General features: G+C 44.3%; 21 protein-coding genes and 1 riboswitch. Of the genes, 12 read left to right on the top strand and 9 right to left on the bottom strand.

Annotated features, from left to right (window positions below; all coding sequences use genetic code 11):
- The first annotated feature begins 242 nt into the window (after positions 1-242).
- Complete coding sequence (locus tag V756_RS0110875; RefSeq protein ID WP_024714698.1) at positions 243-434, top strand: hypothetical protein; 192 nt, start codon at positions 243-245, stop codon at positions 432-434.
- A gap of 18 nt (positions 435-452) precedes the next feature.
- Here the strand turns inward: V756_RS0110875 and V756_RS01000000122265 are convergent, their stop codons facing one another.
- Genes V756_RS01000000122265 through V756_RS0110860 form a run of 3 tightly spaced genes read right to left on the bottom strand, consistent with a single transcriptional unit; the run spans position 453 to position 3,079 of the window.
- Complete coding sequence (locus tag V756_RS01000000122265) at positions 453-611, bottom strand: DUF1540 domain-containing protein (RefSeq protein WP_032682083.1); 159 nt, start codon at positions 609-611, stop codon at positions 453-455.
- Positions 612-664: 53 nt separating this feature from the next.
- A complete protein-coding gene (locus tag V756_RS0110865) occupies positions 665-1,705 on the bottom strand; it encodes a cytochrome d ubiquinol oxidase subunit II (protein WP_024714697.1) in 1,041 nt (346 codons plus the stop codon).
- A gap of 42 nt (positions 1,706-1,747) precedes the next feature.
- A complete protein-coding gene (locus tag V756_RS0110860; protein WP_024714696.1) occupies positions 1,748-3,079 on the bottom strand; it encodes a cytochrome ubiquinol oxidase subunit I in 1,332 nt (443 codons plus the stop codon).
- A 206-nt stretch (positions 3,080-3,285) separates the two neighbouring features.
- Here V756_RS0110860 and V756_RS0110855 point away from each other — a divergent pair, with 206 nt between their 5' ends.
- Together V756_RS0110855 and V756_RS0110850 are read left to right on the top strand one after the other, a co-directional pair.
- Positions 3,286-3,534, top strand: a complete 249-nt coding sequence (locus V756_RS0110855; RefSeq protein WP_024714695.1) for a type B 50S ribosomal protein L31 — start codon at positions 3,286-3,288, stop codon at positions 3,532-3,534.
- A gap of 120 nt (positions 3,535-3,654) precedes the next feature.
- The gene (locus tag V756_RS0110850; RefSeq protein ID WP_024714694.1) at positions 3,655-4,218 is read left to right on the top strand and encodes a beta-class carbonic anhydrase; all 564 of its coding nucleotides are present in this window, start codon (positions 3,655-3,657) and stop codon (positions 4,216-4,218) included.
- On the opposite strand, the gene yidD is transcribed toward V756_RS0110850, so the two are convergent.
- A complete protein-coding gene (yidD, locus tag V756_RS0110845) occupies positions 4,215-4,442 on the bottom strand; it encodes a membrane protein insertion efficiency factor YidD (RefSeq protein ID WP_024714693.1) in 228 nt (75 codons plus the stop codon). The two genes, V756_RS0110850 and yidD, sit on opposite strands and share 4 nt — an antisense overlap.
- Before the next feature lie 128 nt (positions 4,443-4,570).
- Between yidD and V756_RS0110840 the strand changes: the two genes are divergently transcribed.
- Positions 4,571-5,044, top strand: coding sequence for an S-ribosylhomocysteine lyase (locus V756_RS0110840; protein ID WP_014114882.1), 474 nt, complete (start codon positions 4,571-4,573; stop codon positions 5,042-5,044).
- A gap of 119 nt (positions 5,045-5,163) precedes the next feature.
- Entirely contained in the window at positions 5,164-5,601 is a 438-nt protein-coding gene (locus V756_RS0110835) for a FixH family protein (protein ID WP_024714692.1), read from the top strand.
- Here V756_RS0110835 and ytzI read toward each other — a convergent pair.
- On the bottom strand, positions 5,595-5,735 hold the full coding sequence (gene ytzI, locus V756_RS0110830; RefSeq protein ID WP_024714691.1) for a YtzI protein: 141 nt from the start codon (positions 5,733-5,735) through the stop codon (positions 5,595-5,597). The two genes, V756_RS0110835 and ytzI, sit on opposite strands and share 7 nt — an antisense overlap.
- A 130-nt stretch (positions 5,736-5,865) precedes the next feature.
- On the opposite strand from ytzI, the gene V756_RS0110825 reads away from it, so the two are divergent.
- The 3 genes from V756_RS0110825 (at position 5,866) to ytkD (ending at position 7,558) form a co-directional block, all read left to right on the top strand.
- Positions 5,866-6,303 (top strand): Dps family protein, encoded by a 438-nt coding sequence (locus V756_RS0110825; RefSeq protein WP_024714690.1) that lies wholly within the window; start codon positions 5,866-5,868, stop codon positions 6,301-6,303.
- A 166-nt stretch (positions 6,304-6,469) separates the two neighbouring features.
- Complete coding sequence (locus V756_RS0110820) at positions 6,470-6,874, top strand: phage holin family protein (protein ID WP_024714689.1); 405 nt, start codon at positions 6,470-6,472, stop codon at positions 6,872-6,874.
- A gap of 207 nt (positions 6,875-7,081) precedes the next feature.
- On the top strand, positions 7,082-7,558 hold the full coding sequence (gene ytkD, locus V756_RS0110815; RefSeq protein ID WP_024714688.1) for an RNA deprotection pyrophosphohydrolase: 477 nt from the start codon (positions 7,082-7,084) through the stop codon (positions 7,556-7,558).
- Between the two features lie 25 nt (positions 7,559-7,583).
- Here ytkD and V756_RS0110810 read toward each other — a convergent pair whose 3' ends face one another.
- From V756_RS0110810 to V756_RS0110800, 3 genes are read right to left on the bottom strand one after another with little or no spacing between them, the layout of a single operon-like run.
- A complete protein-coding gene (locus V756_RS0110810) occupies positions 7,584-8,396 on the bottom strand; it encodes an ABC transporter permease (RefSeq protein ID WP_024714687.1) in 813 nt (270 codons plus the stop codon).
- A complete protein-coding gene (locus V756_RS0110805) occupies positions 8,371-9,153 on the bottom strand; it encodes an ABC transporter ATP-binding protein (protein ID WP_024714686.1) in 783 nt (260 codons plus the stop codon). Before V756_RS0110805 ends, V756_RS0110810 begins: the two co-directional genes overlap by 26 nt.
- A 12-nt stretch (positions 9,154-9,165) precedes the next feature.
- Positions 9,166-10,170, bottom strand: a complete 1,005-nt coding sequence (locus V756_RS0110800) for an ABC transporter substrate-binding protein (protein ID WP_024714685.1) — start codon at positions 10,168-10,170, stop codon at positions 9,166-9,168.
- A gap of 149 nt (positions 10,171-10,319) precedes the next feature.
- Between V756_RS0110800 and V756_RS0110795 the strand changes: the two genes are divergently transcribed.
- Positions 10,320-11,093: an alpha/beta hydrolase family protein gene (locus V756_RS0110795; protein ID WP_024714684.1), complete on the top strand. Its 774-nt coding sequence runs from the start codon at positions 10,320-10,322 to the stop codon at positions 11,091-11,093.
- Positions 11,094-11,144: 51 nt separating this feature from the next.
- Positions 11,145-11,387, top strand: a complete 243-nt coding sequence (locus tag V756_RS0110790; protein ID WP_024714683.1) for a DUF2584 domain-containing protein — start codon at positions 11,145-11,147, stop codon at positions 11,385-11,387.
- Positions 11,388-11,425: 38 nt separating this feature from the next.
- Here the strand turns inward: V756_RS0110790 and pckA are convergent, their stop codons facing one another.
- Positions 11,426-13,009, bottom strand: coding sequence for a phosphoenolpyruvate carboxykinase (ATP) (gene pckA / locus V756_RS0110785; protein WP_024714682.1), 1,584 nt, complete (start codon positions 13,007-13,009; stop codon positions 11,426-11,428).
- A 199-nt stretch (positions 13,010-13,208) separates the two neighbouring features.
- A riboswitch (SAM riboswitch) is annotated at positions 13,209-13,347 on the top strand.
- Between the two features lie 167 nt (positions 13,348-13,514).
- On the opposite strand from pckA, the gene metK reads away from it, so the two are divergent.
- Both metK and asnB read left to right on the top strand, forming a co-directional pair.
- Positions 13,515-14,717 carry a methionine adenosyltransferase gene (gene metK / locus V756_RS0110780; protein ID WP_003223309.1) on the top strand — a complete coding sequence of 401 codons (1,203 nt, stop codon included), beginning with the start codon at positions 13,515-13,517 and terminating at the stop codon, positions 14,715-14,717.
- A 148-nt stretch (positions 14,718-14,865) separates the two neighbouring features.
- On the top strand, positions 14,866-16,764 hold the full coding sequence (gene asnB, locus V756_RS0110775) for an asparagine synthase (glutamine-hydrolyzing) (RefSeq protein WP_024714681.1): 1,899 nt from the start codon (positions 14,866-14,868) through the stop codon (positions 16,762-16,764).
- Positions 16,765-16,851: the final 87 nt, after the last annotated feature.

The raw sequence follows: 16,851 nt of genomic DNA, 5'->3' as shown, positions 1-16,851 counted from the left end.
ATTTTGTCATTTTGATAGAATGTCTGTGTGCTGTTATAGTAAAAGCGTTCGTTGAATACATCCCTTCTCGTTTGGACCGGCTGCTGATGCAGCCGGTTTTTTTATGCTAATGACGCTTGATAAAACGCGATATGTTTGCAAGCAGGAAACTTTTTGTCTCATCTGAATAAAAAAGCATGCTTTTGGCTTACCTGGTCGTCTGTGTTGCCGAAATAGATCTTCGGGCAGTTGGAGTAATCTTAATGAAGGTTATGCTGATTCTCAGCGCATTGCTCGGTGTCATGGGCTATTTTTTTGCAAATGTGGTTTACTGTTTCAAGTTCTCGGCTGGGACAGGTGAATGTTATACAGGGACCTTTTTGTTTTTGCGTGCAAACGGGGGCATGACAGAAAAACTGAGAGCACTACATATGCAAAAAGAAAGAGCTGGCTGACGCAGCTCTTTCTTTTGATTACAAGTCATGCGGCTTAAACGTTTTGCAGTCTGTTTCCTTGCTGTTTTCAGCCGTTTCACCAGTATGGCTGACAACATAAATGGCATCAGCGGTGCATTTGTTTCCTTTGCCCCAATAAGAACAGTTGTTGACTTCGCATAGAATTTTCTGCTCCATGCCATCCCCTCCTCATAAAGGTTCTGGCTTAGTATAGCCGGCGGGCCTGCCCTCTATTCCTCCTGGCGGATATACCGTTTATCCCGCATAAACATTCTCCAGAAGAAATAAAAGCCTGGAAACAGAATGATAAATGCTACGATATACGTGGCAAACAGCGCTCTGAACGTTGCTGGCTCTGTGAAACCCGACATGACTGTCACATCGGGATAAATCATATACGGGAGGTGCGCCCGCCCGTACGCGTAGCTTGCGAGAAAATACTGAATCGCAATCGCAACAAGTGCAAGCCGCGGCTTTCCGATTTTTTGGCCAAAGCTCTTGTTAGGCAGAAAAAGAGCGATTCCAGCAATGACAAATGTAATGAACGATGCGATAATCCAAGAGAAATTTTTCATCATACCGCTATACAGCCAGTTTGCTTCATTCCGCATTGTCAGCATAATGCATACAGCAAACAGGAGTGAAATCGGGCCTGTAATCATGGCGCTTTTTCTGTAAGCGCGGTATGCGTCCTGTTCCTCCGCCACATTTGAAAAATCAGCAAGCAGCAGCGAGGACAAAAATAAAGTGCTTAAAATCGCAAACCCGATAAATGCATAGGCGTTCGGGCTTGAAAAGATTTTAGACATATTCAAGTTATAGATTCCGCCCGTTTTTTCTATAAACCCTCCGTGCGTGACAGGAAGCACTAAAATTAAAATAGCAGGGATGATAAAGCCGGATATGCCGGAAATATATCTTAGCACTTTCCGTTCTTTTGCTGTGTTTGAAAAAACGAGAAATCCGCTTCGGATTGCTAAAAGCAGTAAAATCATGCTGCCGGGAATTAATAAAACGGTTCCGAGTACAAAGGTCGCGCCGGGAAAAAAGCTGAAAAGCGCCACAACAATAGCCACAATAAAGACGTTTGTGACCTCCCAAGTCGGAGACAGAAAGCGGTTTGCAATATCGGTGGCCTTCATGTGCTCCTTGTTTAAATAGATCATAGACCAAAATCCCGCTCCGAAATCCATTGTCGCCATGACGGCGTAAATAAACACAAAGCCCCAGATAATTGAGATGGCGATCAGAGCGTCAGTTGAAATGTCCATTTGTCGATCTTCCTTCCATTTGGTTTCCTGATGAGAGAGCCATTACGACTCCGCTGTATTTAAATCTTCGTCAACCGGGTGTTTGCGGAAATAGTACAGCAGCACGTACACGACAGCTGCGCCTAACACAGCATAAACAAATGTGAAAAATAAGAACAGCACCCCGATCGATCCAGTCGTTGTCACGACATCCGACGTTTTCAGGAGATGATAGATGACCCAAGGCTGTCTCCCCGTACAGGCGAAAATCCAGCCGAATTCAATGCCGATGAGACTAAAAGGGCCTGCTGTCAGGAAAATGACCAAAAGCCACGTTGGGAAACGGTCTTTCTTGAGCACCTTTCTCCAAACCACTCCGATAATGGAATAAAGAATAAGCAGCATGCCTACTCCGACCATCGCATTAAACAGCGTGTGAATGAAAAGCGGCGGCCACTCATCTCTAGGAAATGCATTTAATCCTTTTACAACAGTGTCAAAGCGGTTCGCTGCCAGAAAGCTTAACGCCCATGGAATTTCAATGGCCCATTTTACTTTTTCTTCATTCGCATCGGTAAAGCCGCCGATCGCAAGCGGAGCGTGTGATCTTGTTTCAAACAGGCCTTCCGCACCTGCTAATTTTTCGGGCTGGTATTCGTACAGCATCTGTGCAGATTCGTGTCCGTTCAAAGCAGTCAGCAATGAAAAAATACCGCCGATCGTCAGTGCGAGCAAAAGGGCTTTCCGGTGAAAGCGATAGACTTCTTCCTTTTTTCTTGTCCGAATCATTTTATAGGCCGCCACAGAAGCCACGATAAACGCTCCCGTCATAAATGCGGATAAAACGACATGGCCGGCAGTGATAAAAAAGCTCGGATTAAAGAACGCGGCCCACGGATCAACATCTGTGATTTTTCCGTTTAAAATTTTAAAACCTGCCGGCGTTCCTTCAAAGGCATGGACATTCGTGATCAGAACGGCCGACGCTGCAGCTCCGACTAACACAAAGAAAACGGCGACAATCCTCATAGCCGGTGACAAACGGTCTGCGGCGTATACATAAATCGACATGAAAAGGGCTTCAAGAAAAAAAGCATAGATCTCAATCTGAAACGGCAGGGACATGACCCGGCCGATGACTTCCATAAATCCAGGCCATAAAAGCGCGAGCTGCGTGCCCGCGATCGTTCCGGTCGGTATGGCGACCCCCAGCAAAACGGCTTGAGCTTTCGTCCATCTTTTCGCCATGATTGCATAATGGTCATCTTTCGTTTTTTGATAGATCAATTCTGCTGCTAAAATCATGAGCGGCAGCCCGACTCCAAGCGTTGCGAAAATGATATGAAATCCCATTGTCGTGCCAAACAGGCTTCTGGCCAGAACTAAATCATCCACAATCGTAAACCACCTTTCGAAAAAAACATTTCTATATGTATTTTGGGTTATTATTTGCTTCCTCGGTTAGATTATTCTTCCTATTCTTAAATAACTTGAGGTTTATGATGAGAAAACGCAGGGAAGGATGTAAGAAGATTGACAAAACGTTTGTAAGGTTATAAAATAAAACGTAATTATTACGATTTGAGAGAAAGGGGATAGACATGAAAGAAGGAATTCATCCCAAAAACCACAAAGTCATATTTCAGGATGTCAACAGCGGCTACCGATTTCTCAGCACCTCTACCAAAACATCTAATGAAACAGCAGAGTGGGAAGACGGCAGCACATATCCGGTCATTAAAGTAGAGGTCAGCTCTGACACACATCCGTTTTATACGGGCCGACAGAAATTCAATGAAAAAGGCGGAAGGGTTGAGCAGTTCAAAAAACGATATAATATGGGGAAATAAGACAGACCCTCAGGGTTTGTCTTTTTTTCTTATTCCGGTTTGATTTTGTATAAGATGACGAAAAGACAAATGCTGTGATATATTGAAGAGAAAAAAGACAAGGAAGGAATACAACTAGCTATGAGCCTGCTAAATGATATTCTTCAATTTAACAAGTCGTTTACTGAGCAAAAGGAATACGAAAAATATCAGACATCAAAATTCCCTGATAAAAAAATGGCCATTCTTTCTTGCATGGATACTCGTTTGGTCGAATTGCTGCCGCATTCGATGAATATGAGAAACGGGGATGTGAAAATCATTAAAAGTGCCGGTGCGCTTGTGACACACCCATTCGGAAGCATCATGAGAAGTTTGTTGGTTGCAGTGTACGAGCTTAACGCCGATGAGGTATGTGTGATCGGGCATCACGATTGCGGCATGAGCAAAATCAGCAGCGAAAGCATGCTTAAAAGAATGAAAGAAAGAGGAATCCCAGAAGAACGCATCGAAACATTGAGGTACTCGGGTGTGGACTTTGATCACTGGTTTAAAAGCTTTGATTCAGTGGAAGCAAGTGTGAAAGACAGCGTAAATGTGATTAAACATCATCCCCTGTTTCCGGAAAACGTTCCAGTTCATGGGCTAGTCATTGATCCTGAAACAGGAAAACTGGATCTTGTCGTAAACGGCTATAACGCTTAATGTTTTCGTTTCTTTTCAGGAACGGGATCGACTCCTCCCGGATGGAATGGGTGGCATTTCAAAATCCGTTTGATTGTCAGCCAGCCGCCTTTTAAAGCCCCATGTGTTTTAATCGCTTCGATTCCATATTGGGAGCAGGTCGGATAAAAGCGGCATGTTGGCGGCGTCAGCGGCGAGATGAATTTTTGATATCCTCTGATCAGACCGATAAATAGGGTTTTCATATTTCGTTCAGCAACCTTTCTGATGCAAGTATAAGAAAAAAAACGCGGATTGAAAAGTTATTTGATAATTCTTATCGGAAAGGTATGTTATAATGAGTATACATTTTTAGAAAAGGGAGAGTGCCATTATGCCTTCAGTAGAAAGTTTTGAGCTTGATCATAATGCAGTTGTTGCTCCATATGTAAGACATTGCGGCGTGCATAAAGTTGGAACAGACGGCGTTGTTAATAAATTTGATATTCGTTTTTGCCAGCCCAATAAACAGGCGATGAAGCCTGACACCATTCACACACTTGAGCATTTGCTTGCGTTTACGATTCGCTCTCATGCGGAGAAATATGATCATTTTGACATCATTGATATCTCTCCGATGGGCTGCCAAACCGGCTATTATCTTGTTGTGAGCGGAGAGCCGACACCAGCGGAAATCGTTGATCTGCTTGAAGATACAATGAAGGAAGCGGTAGAGATTACCGAAATTCCGGCTGCGAATGAAAAGCAGTGCGGCCAAGCGAAGCTTCATGATCTGGAAGGTGCTAAACGTTTAATGCGTTTCTGGCTGTCACAGGATAAAGAAGAATTGTTAAAAGTATTTGGCTAAACAGAAAGGGACCTTTTTGCGTTTACGCAAAAAGGTCTTTTTTGTGACGTCTTATATTTTGTGTACCATTTGCTGTAAGCGTTTGCTACTATTTAGGTAAATGATGAAAGGGTGATGGCATGAAGAAGATGTTGGTTGTTCTGCTCTTTTCTGCTTTTTTGCTGAACGGATGCGGGTCTGGCGAAAGCAAAGCAAATACAGCTGAGACGCCGGAGGTATTGGATGTCAAGCTGACCGGGCCCGAAAAAGTAAATCCCGGAGAAATCGCCGCCTATGAAGCTGCGGTATCATATGGTGACGAGGCAGTAACGGATGCTGATGAAGTGAAGTTTGAGGTGTGGAAAGAGGGAGAAAAAGACGCCGGCCAAATGTATAAAGCGAAACAGGAAAAAGGCGTATACCGATTGGATACAACGTTTAAGGAAGATGGTGTATACACAGTCCAATCCCATGTCACAGCAAAAAAACAGCATAGCATGCCGACCTTAAAAGTCCAAGTCGGAGACGCGGATGCTGCCAGCAATCAGTCTGAAGACGGGCAATCACACCATCATTGATTTTTTGAATCAGAACGGGTTTCCTGCGGAGGATCAATGGTGTGCTTTACGCCATAGGCTTTCACAGTCGTCCAAATGGTGACAAGCAAAACAGCCAGCACAATCAGAATACTTACGGTAATGAGAAGCGTCATGACATTCCACCTCCCGTTTTTTAACAATTGTAGCATAGAAGAAGAAATCATGACAGGTAAGGATAAAAAAGAGGTTTTAACGTACGATATACAGGGTATACATAGTCATATAACAAGGAGGAAGATAATCATGTCAGAACAATTGATTCAAGCAGTGAACAAACAAGTAGCGAACTGGACAGTCATGTATGTGAAATTACATAATTATCATTGGTATGTGAAAGGGAAAGATTTCTTCACTCTTCATGAAAAGTTTGAGGAGCTGTATAACGAAACAGCCACTTATATCGATGACTTAGCAGAACGTCTTTTGGCGCTGAATGGAAAACCGATTGCGACAATGAAAGAGTCCTTGGAAACGGCTTCTGTAAAAGAAGCGGCAGGAAATGAAACGGCAGAGCAAATGGTTCAAAGCGTATATGATGATTTCACAGTCATCGCGGAGGAACTGAAAAGCGGCATGGATTTAGCTGATGAGGTCGGTGACGAAACAACAGGGGACATGCTTCTAGCGATCCACCAAAATATTGAAAAACACAACTGGATGCTGAAAGCTTACCTTGGTTAAATCTAAATAGAAAGGCCGGATGTCTTTATAAAAGATGTCCGGCTTTTCTTGTTTGCAGCTGAAAAAATAGGCGACAACCAGTCCATTTTTCTGAAAAATCCAATCCGTTCGGCTTGTTTTCCATACAATATCGTAAGGCCGTTTCTGTGAAAGGATGTTGGGATAAATGGATAGAGACTTTGGCATCTTTTCGTTTTTAGCAGTCAGCGTTACAGCCGCGGGTTTTTTCTTTGGAGGATTACAGTATTCATTTCTGATTTTGCTTTCTCTTATGGCGATTGAATTTATCAGTACGACCTTGAAGGAAACGATTATTCACAAACTGGCGTTTAAAAAGGTATTTGCCCGGCTTGTCAAAAAATTAGTCACGCTCGCTCTGATCTCTGTATGCCACTTTTTTGATCAGCTGCTGAATACGCAAGGGTCAATGCGTGACTTGGCAATTATGTTTTATATTCTTTATGAAACTGTGCAAATCGTAGTGACAGCAAGCTCTCTCGGCATACCGGTTCCTCAGATGCTTGTCGATCTTTTAGAAACGTTGAAAAATAAATTCAAGCGCAAACCGTAACTTTTCCCAGTTCACGGGTCATAATAAAGCCCAGAGCGCCAGTCGCATTTTTTGGCAAAAGGTATCGCAAAAAACTGTACGAGCCAGTTGCATGCAGAACCTGACGGCGTGCTGGGTTTCCCTTATTTTTTGATAAAAGGCTTCAGAAGAAACATAACTGTGGTATGATGTATGGAAGATAGCTAGGAACGGATTTGAGGGATAAACATGTACGAGTTTAAAGATTATTATCAGAATACTGTTCAGCTTTCCTTTGACGATCAGCCTTTCTCGGACAGCCCGAAGCATGTCTGGGTGATTTGCCGTTTTGGCGGCAAATGGCTTTTAACAGAACATGAGGACAGAGGCTATGAGTTTCCAGGCGGGAAAGTAGAGCCGATGGAGTGTGCAGAAGATGCAGCGCTCCGGGAAGTAAAAGAAGAGACGGGGGCGAGAGTGAAAAGCCTCAAGTATCTCGGACAGTATAAAGTTCTCGGTAAAGAAAAAGTGATTGTGAAAAATATATATTTTGCAGATATAGAAAAGCTTGAAAAGCAAGCTGATTACTTTGAAACGAAAGGCCCGGTTTTGTTTCATGAGCTTCCGGAAAACCTTTCCCGCAATAAAAAATTCAGCTTTATTATGAAGGATTCCGTTCTTCCGATCAGTTTGAAAAAACTGAAGGAAACTGGATGGATCGAATAAAACCCGGCATATGTGCCGGGTTTTTTTATGTTCTGCCCTTCGTCCATTTCTTTTCCAGCAACTCGACGCCCTGATACATCAGAGTGGCGAATATGGCGATAATCAGCAGGCTTAAGAAGACGAGCGTAAAATTGAAGACTTGGAAACCGTAAATAATCATATATCCTAACCCGACCTTAGAGACAAGGAATTCTCCTACAATGACGCCAACCCATGATAACCCGACGTTTACTTTCAATGTTGAAATGATAGCGGGGGAAGATGCGGGCAAAATCACTTCTTTAAAAATAACCCATTTCTTTGCGCCGAATGTTTTCATGACTTTTATATAGTTTTCGTCAACCTCCTGGAAGGCGGTATACACGACGATGGTTGTGATAATGACGCTGATGATAGCTCCCATCGAAATAATGCTGATAAAACTGGGACCGAGCGCGACAATCAGGATTGGGCCCAGGGCCACTTTCGGCATCGCATTCAAAATAACGAGGTACGGATCTAAAATCCTGGCAAGCCTGTTGGACCACCATAACAAAGCAGCAAGGCACGTGCCCATAAACGTCCCAAGCAAAAAGCCAAGCACTGTTTCAAATAAAGTGACGCCGATATGTGACAGTAAAGACCCGTCACCGAGTTTCTCCAGCAGTAAACGCCATACAGCTGACGGAGAACTGAAGATCAGCGGATCGATCCAGCCGAGTCTGCTGGAGATTTCCCAACCTGAGAAAAAAAGGATAAATATGGCGAATTGAAAAGAATGGACTTTCCATTTTTCCTTTTTCTGTTTGCATTGATATTGCTCGTGAAGCAGATCAATGGTTTCTTTGCTGTTTCTCAAGGGAATTCAGCTCCTTCCATATTGTTTGAAACAGGGTCTGGAAGGATGGCTCCTGGCGGGCGTCAAAAGGCTTCATCGCGGCCAATTCCTTAGGAATGGTAAAAATCTGATGGATGGTGCCCGGCTGGTTTGAAAATAAAAAGATCGTGTCGCTCATCGCTATCGCTTCCCCAATATCATGAGTAACAAGCACTGCTGTTTTTTGATACTCCTTTAATGTGTGGAATACAAGATTTTCCAGTGAAAGCTTTGTCTGAAAATCAAGCGCGGAAAATGGCTCATCCAGCAAAAGCAGACTTGGATTTGGCGCAAGAGTTCTTGCAAGCGCGGCCCGCTGGCGCATACCGCCCGACAGCTCTTTCGGATATCTGTTCTCCACATCTATGAGGCCGAACTCCGGCAATAGGCCGAGTGCGGCGGTCTTGCTTTCTTCCGTCAGCGTGTCGGCTATTTTTAAACCGAGAAGCACATTTTCCTCGATGGATTTCCAGGGAAATAAGTAATCCTGCTGGAGCATGTAGCCGATGTTATGTTCTTTTTGATTCGGCTCACGGCCTTCAATCAGAACTCTGCCTTCCGATGGCTCAATCAGCCCGGCGATAATGGAAAGCAGTGTTGTTTTACCGCAGCCGCTTGGGCCGAGAAATGAGATGAAATCACCTTTTTCGGCATCGAAATGAATATCCCGCACAGCCGTTGTTTTTTCTTTAATAGAAAAATAAGTATGGGTTACATGGTCGACATGTAAGAAAGACATAGATGGCGCCTCCTATTTTTCCGAGGTGACTTTTTCGGCAATTTGTTTATTTACAAGCTGATGATATGGAATGTGCTTCGGCAGTTCTCCCGATTGGTCCATAATGGTTTGGAGCAGCTCCCATTCTTTTTCGTTGAGGAGAGGGTCTGGCGAATACGAATGCTGTTTTTTATAGCGTTCGATGGATGTTTCGATGACTTCTGGGGCGGTATCATCAAATTCATCTTTGATGGCGTTCGTGATGTCCTTCGCTGTGTGACTTTCCACCCACTGCTGCGCCTTATAAATGGCTTTTGTAAACTTGACGGCTGTATCTTCGTGTTTCTTCAGATAGCTTTGTTTTGCCATAAAAGTCGTATACGGAACCTGGCCTGATTCTTCCCCGAACGATGCCACGATATGTCCGATGCCTTTTTTCTCAAAGAGGGAAGCTTGCGGTTCAAAGAGCTGTACATAGTCACCGGTTCCGGAAGCAAATGCATTGGCGATATTGGCGAAGTCTATGTTCTGGATGAGGTCAATATCCTTATGCGGGTCAATCTTATGTTTGTTCAGCACATACTCGCCAGCCATTTGCGGCATGCCGCCTTTTCTCTGGCCGAGAAACGTTTTCTCTTTCAGCTGATCCCAGTCGAAGTGTTCAACATCTTCTCTCGCAACAAGGAACGTTCCGTCTGTCTGGGTCAGCTGGGCGAAATTGATGACGGGGTCTTTAGCGCCTTGTGCTTCGACATAAATAGAGGTTTCTGCCCCGACAAGTGCGATGTCTGCGCCATTTGAAAGAAGCGATGTCATCGTTTTGTCGCCGCCCCATGTCGTATTGACATCGACATCAAGACCTTCTTCCTTGAAAAATCCTTTAGACTCAGCCACATATAAAGGCGCGTAAAAAATCGAATGGGTCACTTCAGCTACTTTGACTTTGGTGAGCGTATCTTCCTGCCTGCAAGCCGCCAGGGCGATCATCAGAAATGTGCTGACGACACAGGCGCAGCCCAGCCTTAACCATTTGTTCACATAGACAACCTCCTTATTTAGCATCAAGTTAATATCCTTTTTTGCTTTACATATCGTATGATGGGTATAAAAATGTGTGAATGCCTAATCAGGTTCTCCGGATGTAATGGCGGAGTAAGGAAAGCATATAGAAAAAGGAGGCGGCTGCTTTGATTGTAGAGAAAAGAAGATTTCCGTCGCCAAGCCAGCATGTGCGTCTGTATACGATCTGCTATCTTTCAAATGGCTTACGGGTAAAGGGGCTTCTGGCTGAGCCGGCGGCACCGGGACAATATGACGGATTTTTATATTTGCGCGGGGGGATTAAAAGTGTGGGCATGGTTCGGCCGGGCCGCATAATCCAGTTTGCATCCCAAGGATTTGTTGTGTTTGCTCCTTTTTACAGAGGAAATCAAGGAGGAGAGGGCAACGAGGATTTTGCCGGAGAAGACAGGGAGGATGCTTTTTCCGCTTTTCGCCTGCTTCAGCGGCATCCGAATGTCAAGAAGGACAGGGTTCATATCTTTGGCTTTTCCCGCGGCGGAATTATGGGAATGCTCACTGCGATTGAAATGGGCCGGCATGCGGCTTCATTCGTTTCCTGGGGAGGCGTCAGTGATATGATCCTTACATATGAAGAGCGGCAGGATTTGCGGCGTATGATGAAAAGGGTCATTGGCGGAACACCTAAAAAGGTGCCTGAGGAATACAAATGGAGAACACCGTTTGACCATGTAGACAAAATTCAGGCACCCGTGCTGTTAATCCATGGAGAAAAAGACCAAAACGTTTCGATTCAGCATTCCTATTTATTCGAAGAAAAGCTAAAACAGCTGCATAAGCCGGTGGAGACGTGGTACTACAGTACCTTCACACATTATTTCCCGCCAAAAGAAAACCGGTGTATCGTGCGGCAGCTCACACAATGGATGAAGAACCGCTGACGGTGAAATATGGTATGATAAAGAAAAAAGAGAACGAAAGGGGATCTCACTTTGGGAATGCCTGTAGAATTTAATACACTGATTGTGACAAAAGGAAACGAAGTTCGCATAGATGAAAATATATTCACGTTAGAGAAAGACGGATACCGGGTGTATCCGATGGAGATTCCGATGGATGTGCAAAAAACAAAGTTCGGAGAAAAGTCAGGCACAGCTGAAGTGCAGAAACTTCAATGGGAAAACGGCCGGACCATCATTACGTACAAGCTGACTTCTCTGCATTCTGTTAATTAAAACAAGCCAAGAGCGTAATCGCTCTTGGCTTTTGCTTTTTAAACGAGAGGGCCGCCTGCCTGTGCAATAGCATCCGTATGTGTAAACTTTTTAAAATTCTCTTTGAATTCGTTTGCGAGATAGACAGCCTTTTCTCTGTATTCTTCCTTATTGTTCCACGTGTTTTCCGGCTGAAGAATATGATCAGGAACACCAGGAACGTGAATCGGAATGTGCAGGCCGAAAATATCGTCAGTCATCATTTCAGCATCCTCTAATTTGCCTTCAATCGCAGCTTTGACCATCGCTCTCGTGTAAGAAAGCTTCATGCGTTCCCCTGTGCCGTAGCCGCCGCCGGTCCAGCCGGTATTGACCAAGAAAACCTCTGCGCCGTGTTCATCGATCTTTTTCCCGAGCATTTCAGCATAGACATGAGCAGGAAGCGGCAAAAACGGTGAGCCGAAGCATGTGGAGAACGTCGTCTCAGGAGACGTTACACCGCGTTCGGTTCCGGCTAGCTTGCTCGTATACCCGCTCAAGAAATGGTACATCGCCTGCTCTTTCGTCAATTTGCTGATCGGAGGCAGGACTCCGAATGCATCAGCCGTCAAAAATACAATGGCTGACGGGTGGCCTGCCATGCTCGGAGTCACAATGTTGTCAATCATATGAATCGGGTAAGCCGCCCGCGTATTTTCGGTATAGAAGGAATCATCGTAATTGGCTTCACGTGTATCCTCATCAATAACAACATTTTCGAGAACAGATCCGAAGCGGATCGCGTTAAAGATTTGAGGCTCCTTTTCTTCGCTTAAATGTATGCACTTGGCGTAACATCCGCCTTCAATATTAAAGACGCCTGTGTCAGACCAGCCGTGTTCATCGTCGCCGATCAGCTTGCGGTCAGCGTCGGCTGACAATGTGGTTTTGCCTGTTCCGGACAACCCGAAGAAAAGAGCGACATCGCCTTTGTCACCGACATTGGCTGAGCAGTGCATGGATAAAATATCTCTTTCAGGGAGCAGGAAATTCATAATGGAGAAAATGGATTTCTTCATTTCTCCGGCATACTCTGTTCCGCCGATTAAAATCGTCCGCTTTTCGAAAGAGACAATAATAAACGTTTCGGAATGTGTGCCGTCTGTTTTTGGATCCGCTTTGAAATGCGGAGCAGAAAGAATGGTAAACGGCTGTTCAACTGTTTTCTTATCATTGCCTTCCGGGCGGATAAACAGCTGTCTGGCGAATAAATTGTGCCATGCGAACTCATTTACGACAGTGATCGGCAGCCTGTATTTTTCGTCTGCCCCGGCAAATCCTTCGAAAACAAACAGCTCATCCCGCTGTTTCAGGTAGCTGACAACTTTCGTGTACAGCCGGTCGAACGCTTCTTCTGAAATCGGCTGGTTCACCATACCCCAATCGATCTTATGTTTCGTGCTTTCTTCCTCCACGATAAATTTGTCTTTAGGTGAACGTCCTGTATAAGCCCCTGTAGTCGCCCGAACGGCACCCGTGGATGTTAAAATGCCCTCGTTCCGCGATAGTACTTTTTCTGTAAGCTGTGCTGCTGATAAATTATGACGCACATTTGGACTTGTTAATAATGCTTGTAAATCAGCGGTCAAATCAACTGAGTTCATATGAAACCTTCCTTTATCGTTTTTTATGTTTTGCTAATTGTGAATTAGTATAACATATATTTTCGAATAGTCTATACTATTTATCGTTTTTTGTGTGTGCGTTTTCCAATCTTTTCCCTTGCGATATAGGTGCCTATTTCTTCTGAATCATATTGACATTGCAAACCCTTTTACGATAAGATATTTCATTGAGCGGATACTCTTATCCCGAGCTGGCGGAGGGACAGGCCCTATGAAGCCCAGCAACCGGTTTCTCTGTTATTTATTATGTTAAACTGTGTGAGACAACCAAGGTGCTAACCTGTTGCAAGGTTGTATGATTCCTTGAGCGATAAGAGTGAAAGGCACAAAGACCAAACCCTTTCCTCGATGGAAAAGGTTTTTTTATTTCATAAATATGCCAATTAACATTCTCTAATATAACGTTACATTGTATAAGAGGGAGCGAGTTCCGTATCATATATACAAGGTCTTTCGGGAGGCCTTGTGCAGGAGGAAGCAAATCATGAGTAAAAATCGTCGTTTATTTACATCAGAATCTGTTACGGAGGGGCATCCGGATAAAATCTGTGACCAGATTTCTGACAGCATCTTAGATGAAATTTTAAAGAAAGACCCAAACGCGCGTGTTGCTTGTGAAACATCTGTGACAACTGGTTTGGTTCTTGTCAGCGGAGAGATCACAACATCTACGTATGTTGACATTCCGAAAACGGTTCGCCAAACCATTAAAGAAATCGGATACACACGTGCGAAATACGGATTTGATGCGGAAACTTGTGCAGTTTTAACATCAATTGACGAGCAGTCTGCTGATATCGCGATGGGTGTAGACCAAGCGCTTGAAGCCCGTGAAGGCACAATGAGCGACGAAGAAATTGAAGCGATCGGTGCGGGTGACCAAGGTTTAATGTTCGGTTACGCGTGCAACGAAACGAAAGAGCTTATGCCTCTTCCAATTTCACTAGCTCATAAATTAGCCCGCCGCCTGAGTGAAGTTCGTAAAGAAGATATTCTTCCGTACCTTCGCCCTGACGGCAAAACACAGGTAACGGTCGAGTACGATGAAAATAACAAGCCTGTGCGTATTGACGCGATTGTCATTTCAACTCAGCATCACCCTGAAATTACGCTTGAGCAAATCCAGCGCAACATTAAAGAACATGTGATCAATCCAGTTGTTCCTAAAGAGCTGATTGATGAAGAAACAAAATATTTCATCAATCCTACAGGACGTTTCGTTATCGGAGGCCCTCAAGGGGATGCAGGACTTACAGGACGCAAAATCATCGTTGATACGTACGGCGGCTATGCACGCCACGGCGGCGGCGCGTTCTCAGGTAAGGATGCGACGAAGGTAGACCGTTCTGCGGCTTATGCAGCAAGATACGTTGCGAAAAACATCGTTGCGGCTGAGCTTGCTGATTCTTGTGAAGTACAGCTTGCTTACGCGATCGGTGTTGCACAGCCAGTGTCAATTTCAATCAACACATTCGGATCCGGAAAAGCTTCTGAGGAAAAACTGATTGAAGTTGTTCGAAATAACTTTGATTTACGACCTGCCGGCATTATCAAAATGCTTGATTTACGCCGCCCGATCTACAAACAAACTGCTGCGTACGGCCATTTTGGACGCCACGATGTTGATCTTCCGTGGGAGCGTACAGACAAAGCAGAGCAGCTGCGTAAAGAAGCGTTAGGAGAATAATTTTATAGCCGCTTACTGGTTAAGCGGCTTTCCCTTTTTTACGTTGTATTCATGTTTATTTTTTTACATAACCGTGAAACCAAATACTATTCACAGCGTCTATAAATAGGGGTTCAATGATGATAATTTTAATTATGGAGGCAATACTATGTGTGGATTTGTCGGGGTTTTTAACAAGCATCCGTTAGCTCAAACCGCTGATCAAGAAGAATTAATCAAACAAATGAACCAAATGATCGTTCACCGCGGTCCTGACAGTGATGGATATTTCCATGATGAGCACGTTGGATTCGGTTTCAGACGGCTCAGCATTATTGACGTAGAAAATGGCGGACAGCCTTTATCATATGAAGATGAAACATATTGGATTATCTTTAACGGAGAAATCTATAACTATATTGAACTGAGAGAAGAACTTGAAGCAAAGGGGTATACATTCAACACGGATTCGGACACAGAGGTTCTTCTTGCGACTTACCGTCACTATAAAGAAGAAGCGGCGTCCAAACTGCGCGGTATGTTTGCTTTTCTGATTTGGAATAAAAACGATCATGTGCTTTATGGAGCAAGAGATCCTTTCGGCATTAAACCGCTGTATTACACAACGATCGATGATCAGGTTTATTTTGCCTCAGAGAGAAAAAGTTTAATGGTTGCTCAAAATGATATTGAAATAGATAAAGAGGCATTGCAGCAGTACATGTCTTTCCAATTCGTTCCTGAACCAAGCACGCTTGATGCCAATGTGAAAAAAGTAGAGCCGGGTTCACAGTTTACAATCCGCCCGGACGGCGATATCACATTTAAAACGTATTTCAAAGCGAACTTCAAGCCGGTTCAGACTGAAGAAGACAAGCTTGTGAAAGAGGTCAGAGACGCAATCTACGACTCTGTCAACGTTCATATGAGAAGTGACGTTCCTGTCGGTTCATTCCTGTCCGGCGGAATTGATTCTTCCTTTATTGTATCCGTTGCGAAAGAATTGCATCCAAGCTTAAAAACATTCTCTGTCGGATTTGAACAGCAGGGCTTCAGTGAAGTCGATGTAGCGAAAGAAACTGCAGCGGCGCTTGGCATTGAAAACATCAGCAAAGTCATTTCGCCTGAGGAATATATGAACGAGCTTCCGAAGATCGTATGGCATTTTGATGATCCGCTTGCTGATCCGGCAGCGATTCCGTTGTACTTTGTTGCGAAAGAAGCGAAAAAACATGTAACGGTTGCATTATCAGGTGAAGGCGCGGATGAGCTCTTCGGCGGATATAACATTTACCGTGAGCCGCTTTCGCTTAAGCCGTTTGAACGCATTCCGTCCGGCCTGAAGAAAATGCTTCTGCACGTCGCGGCCGTTATGCCTGAAGGGATGAGAGGAAAGAGCCTGCTTGAGCGCGGCTGTACGCCGCTTCAAGATCGTTATATCGGTAACGCGAAGATCTTTGAAGAGTCTGTCAAAAAACAGCTGCTGAAGCATTATAATCCGAATCTTTCATATCGCGATGTGACGAAGACTTACTTTACAGAAAGCAGCTCATACAGCGATATCAACAAAATGCAGTATGTCGATATCCATACTTGGATGCGCGGCGACATTTTGTTAAAAGCGGATAAAATGACAATGGCGAATTCTTTGGAACTGCGTGTGCCGTTCCTGGATAAAGTCGTATTCGATGTTGCTTCAAAAATTCCTGATGAGCTGAAAACGAAAAACGGCACGACGAAGTATCTTCTTCGCAAAGCCGCTGAAGGAATTGTTCCTGAGCACGTATTAAACCGCAAAAAGCTCGGGTTCCCTGTGCCGATCCGTCATTGGCTGAAAAACGAAATGAACGAATGGGTGCGGAACATTATTCAGGAAAGCCAAACGGATGCATATATCCACAAGGATTATGTTCTTCAGCTTCTTGAAGACCATTGTGCGGACAAGGCTGATAACAGCCGTAAAATCTGGACTGTACTGATCTTTATGATCTGGCACAGCATCAATATCGAAAAACGGTATATGCCTGAAGAGCTGAGCCATCAGCCTAAAGAAGTCATCTTTGTGTAACAGACAGCAAGGCTTTCGATTCGTCGAAAGCCTTGTTATTATCCTTTTATTCCTCCATCATCATTGATACCCAATCTGCACGGAAAA

It is taken from the genome of Bacillus tequilensis KCTC 13622, from assembly GCF_000507145.1.
In the GTDB taxonomy this organism is placed as follows: domain Bacteria; phylum Bacillota; class Bacilli; order Bacillales; family Bacillaceae; genus Bacillus; species Bacillus tequilensis.
Note: the sequence above shows the minus strand (reverse complement) of the source record. Positions and strands in the feature narration are given on the sequence as shown.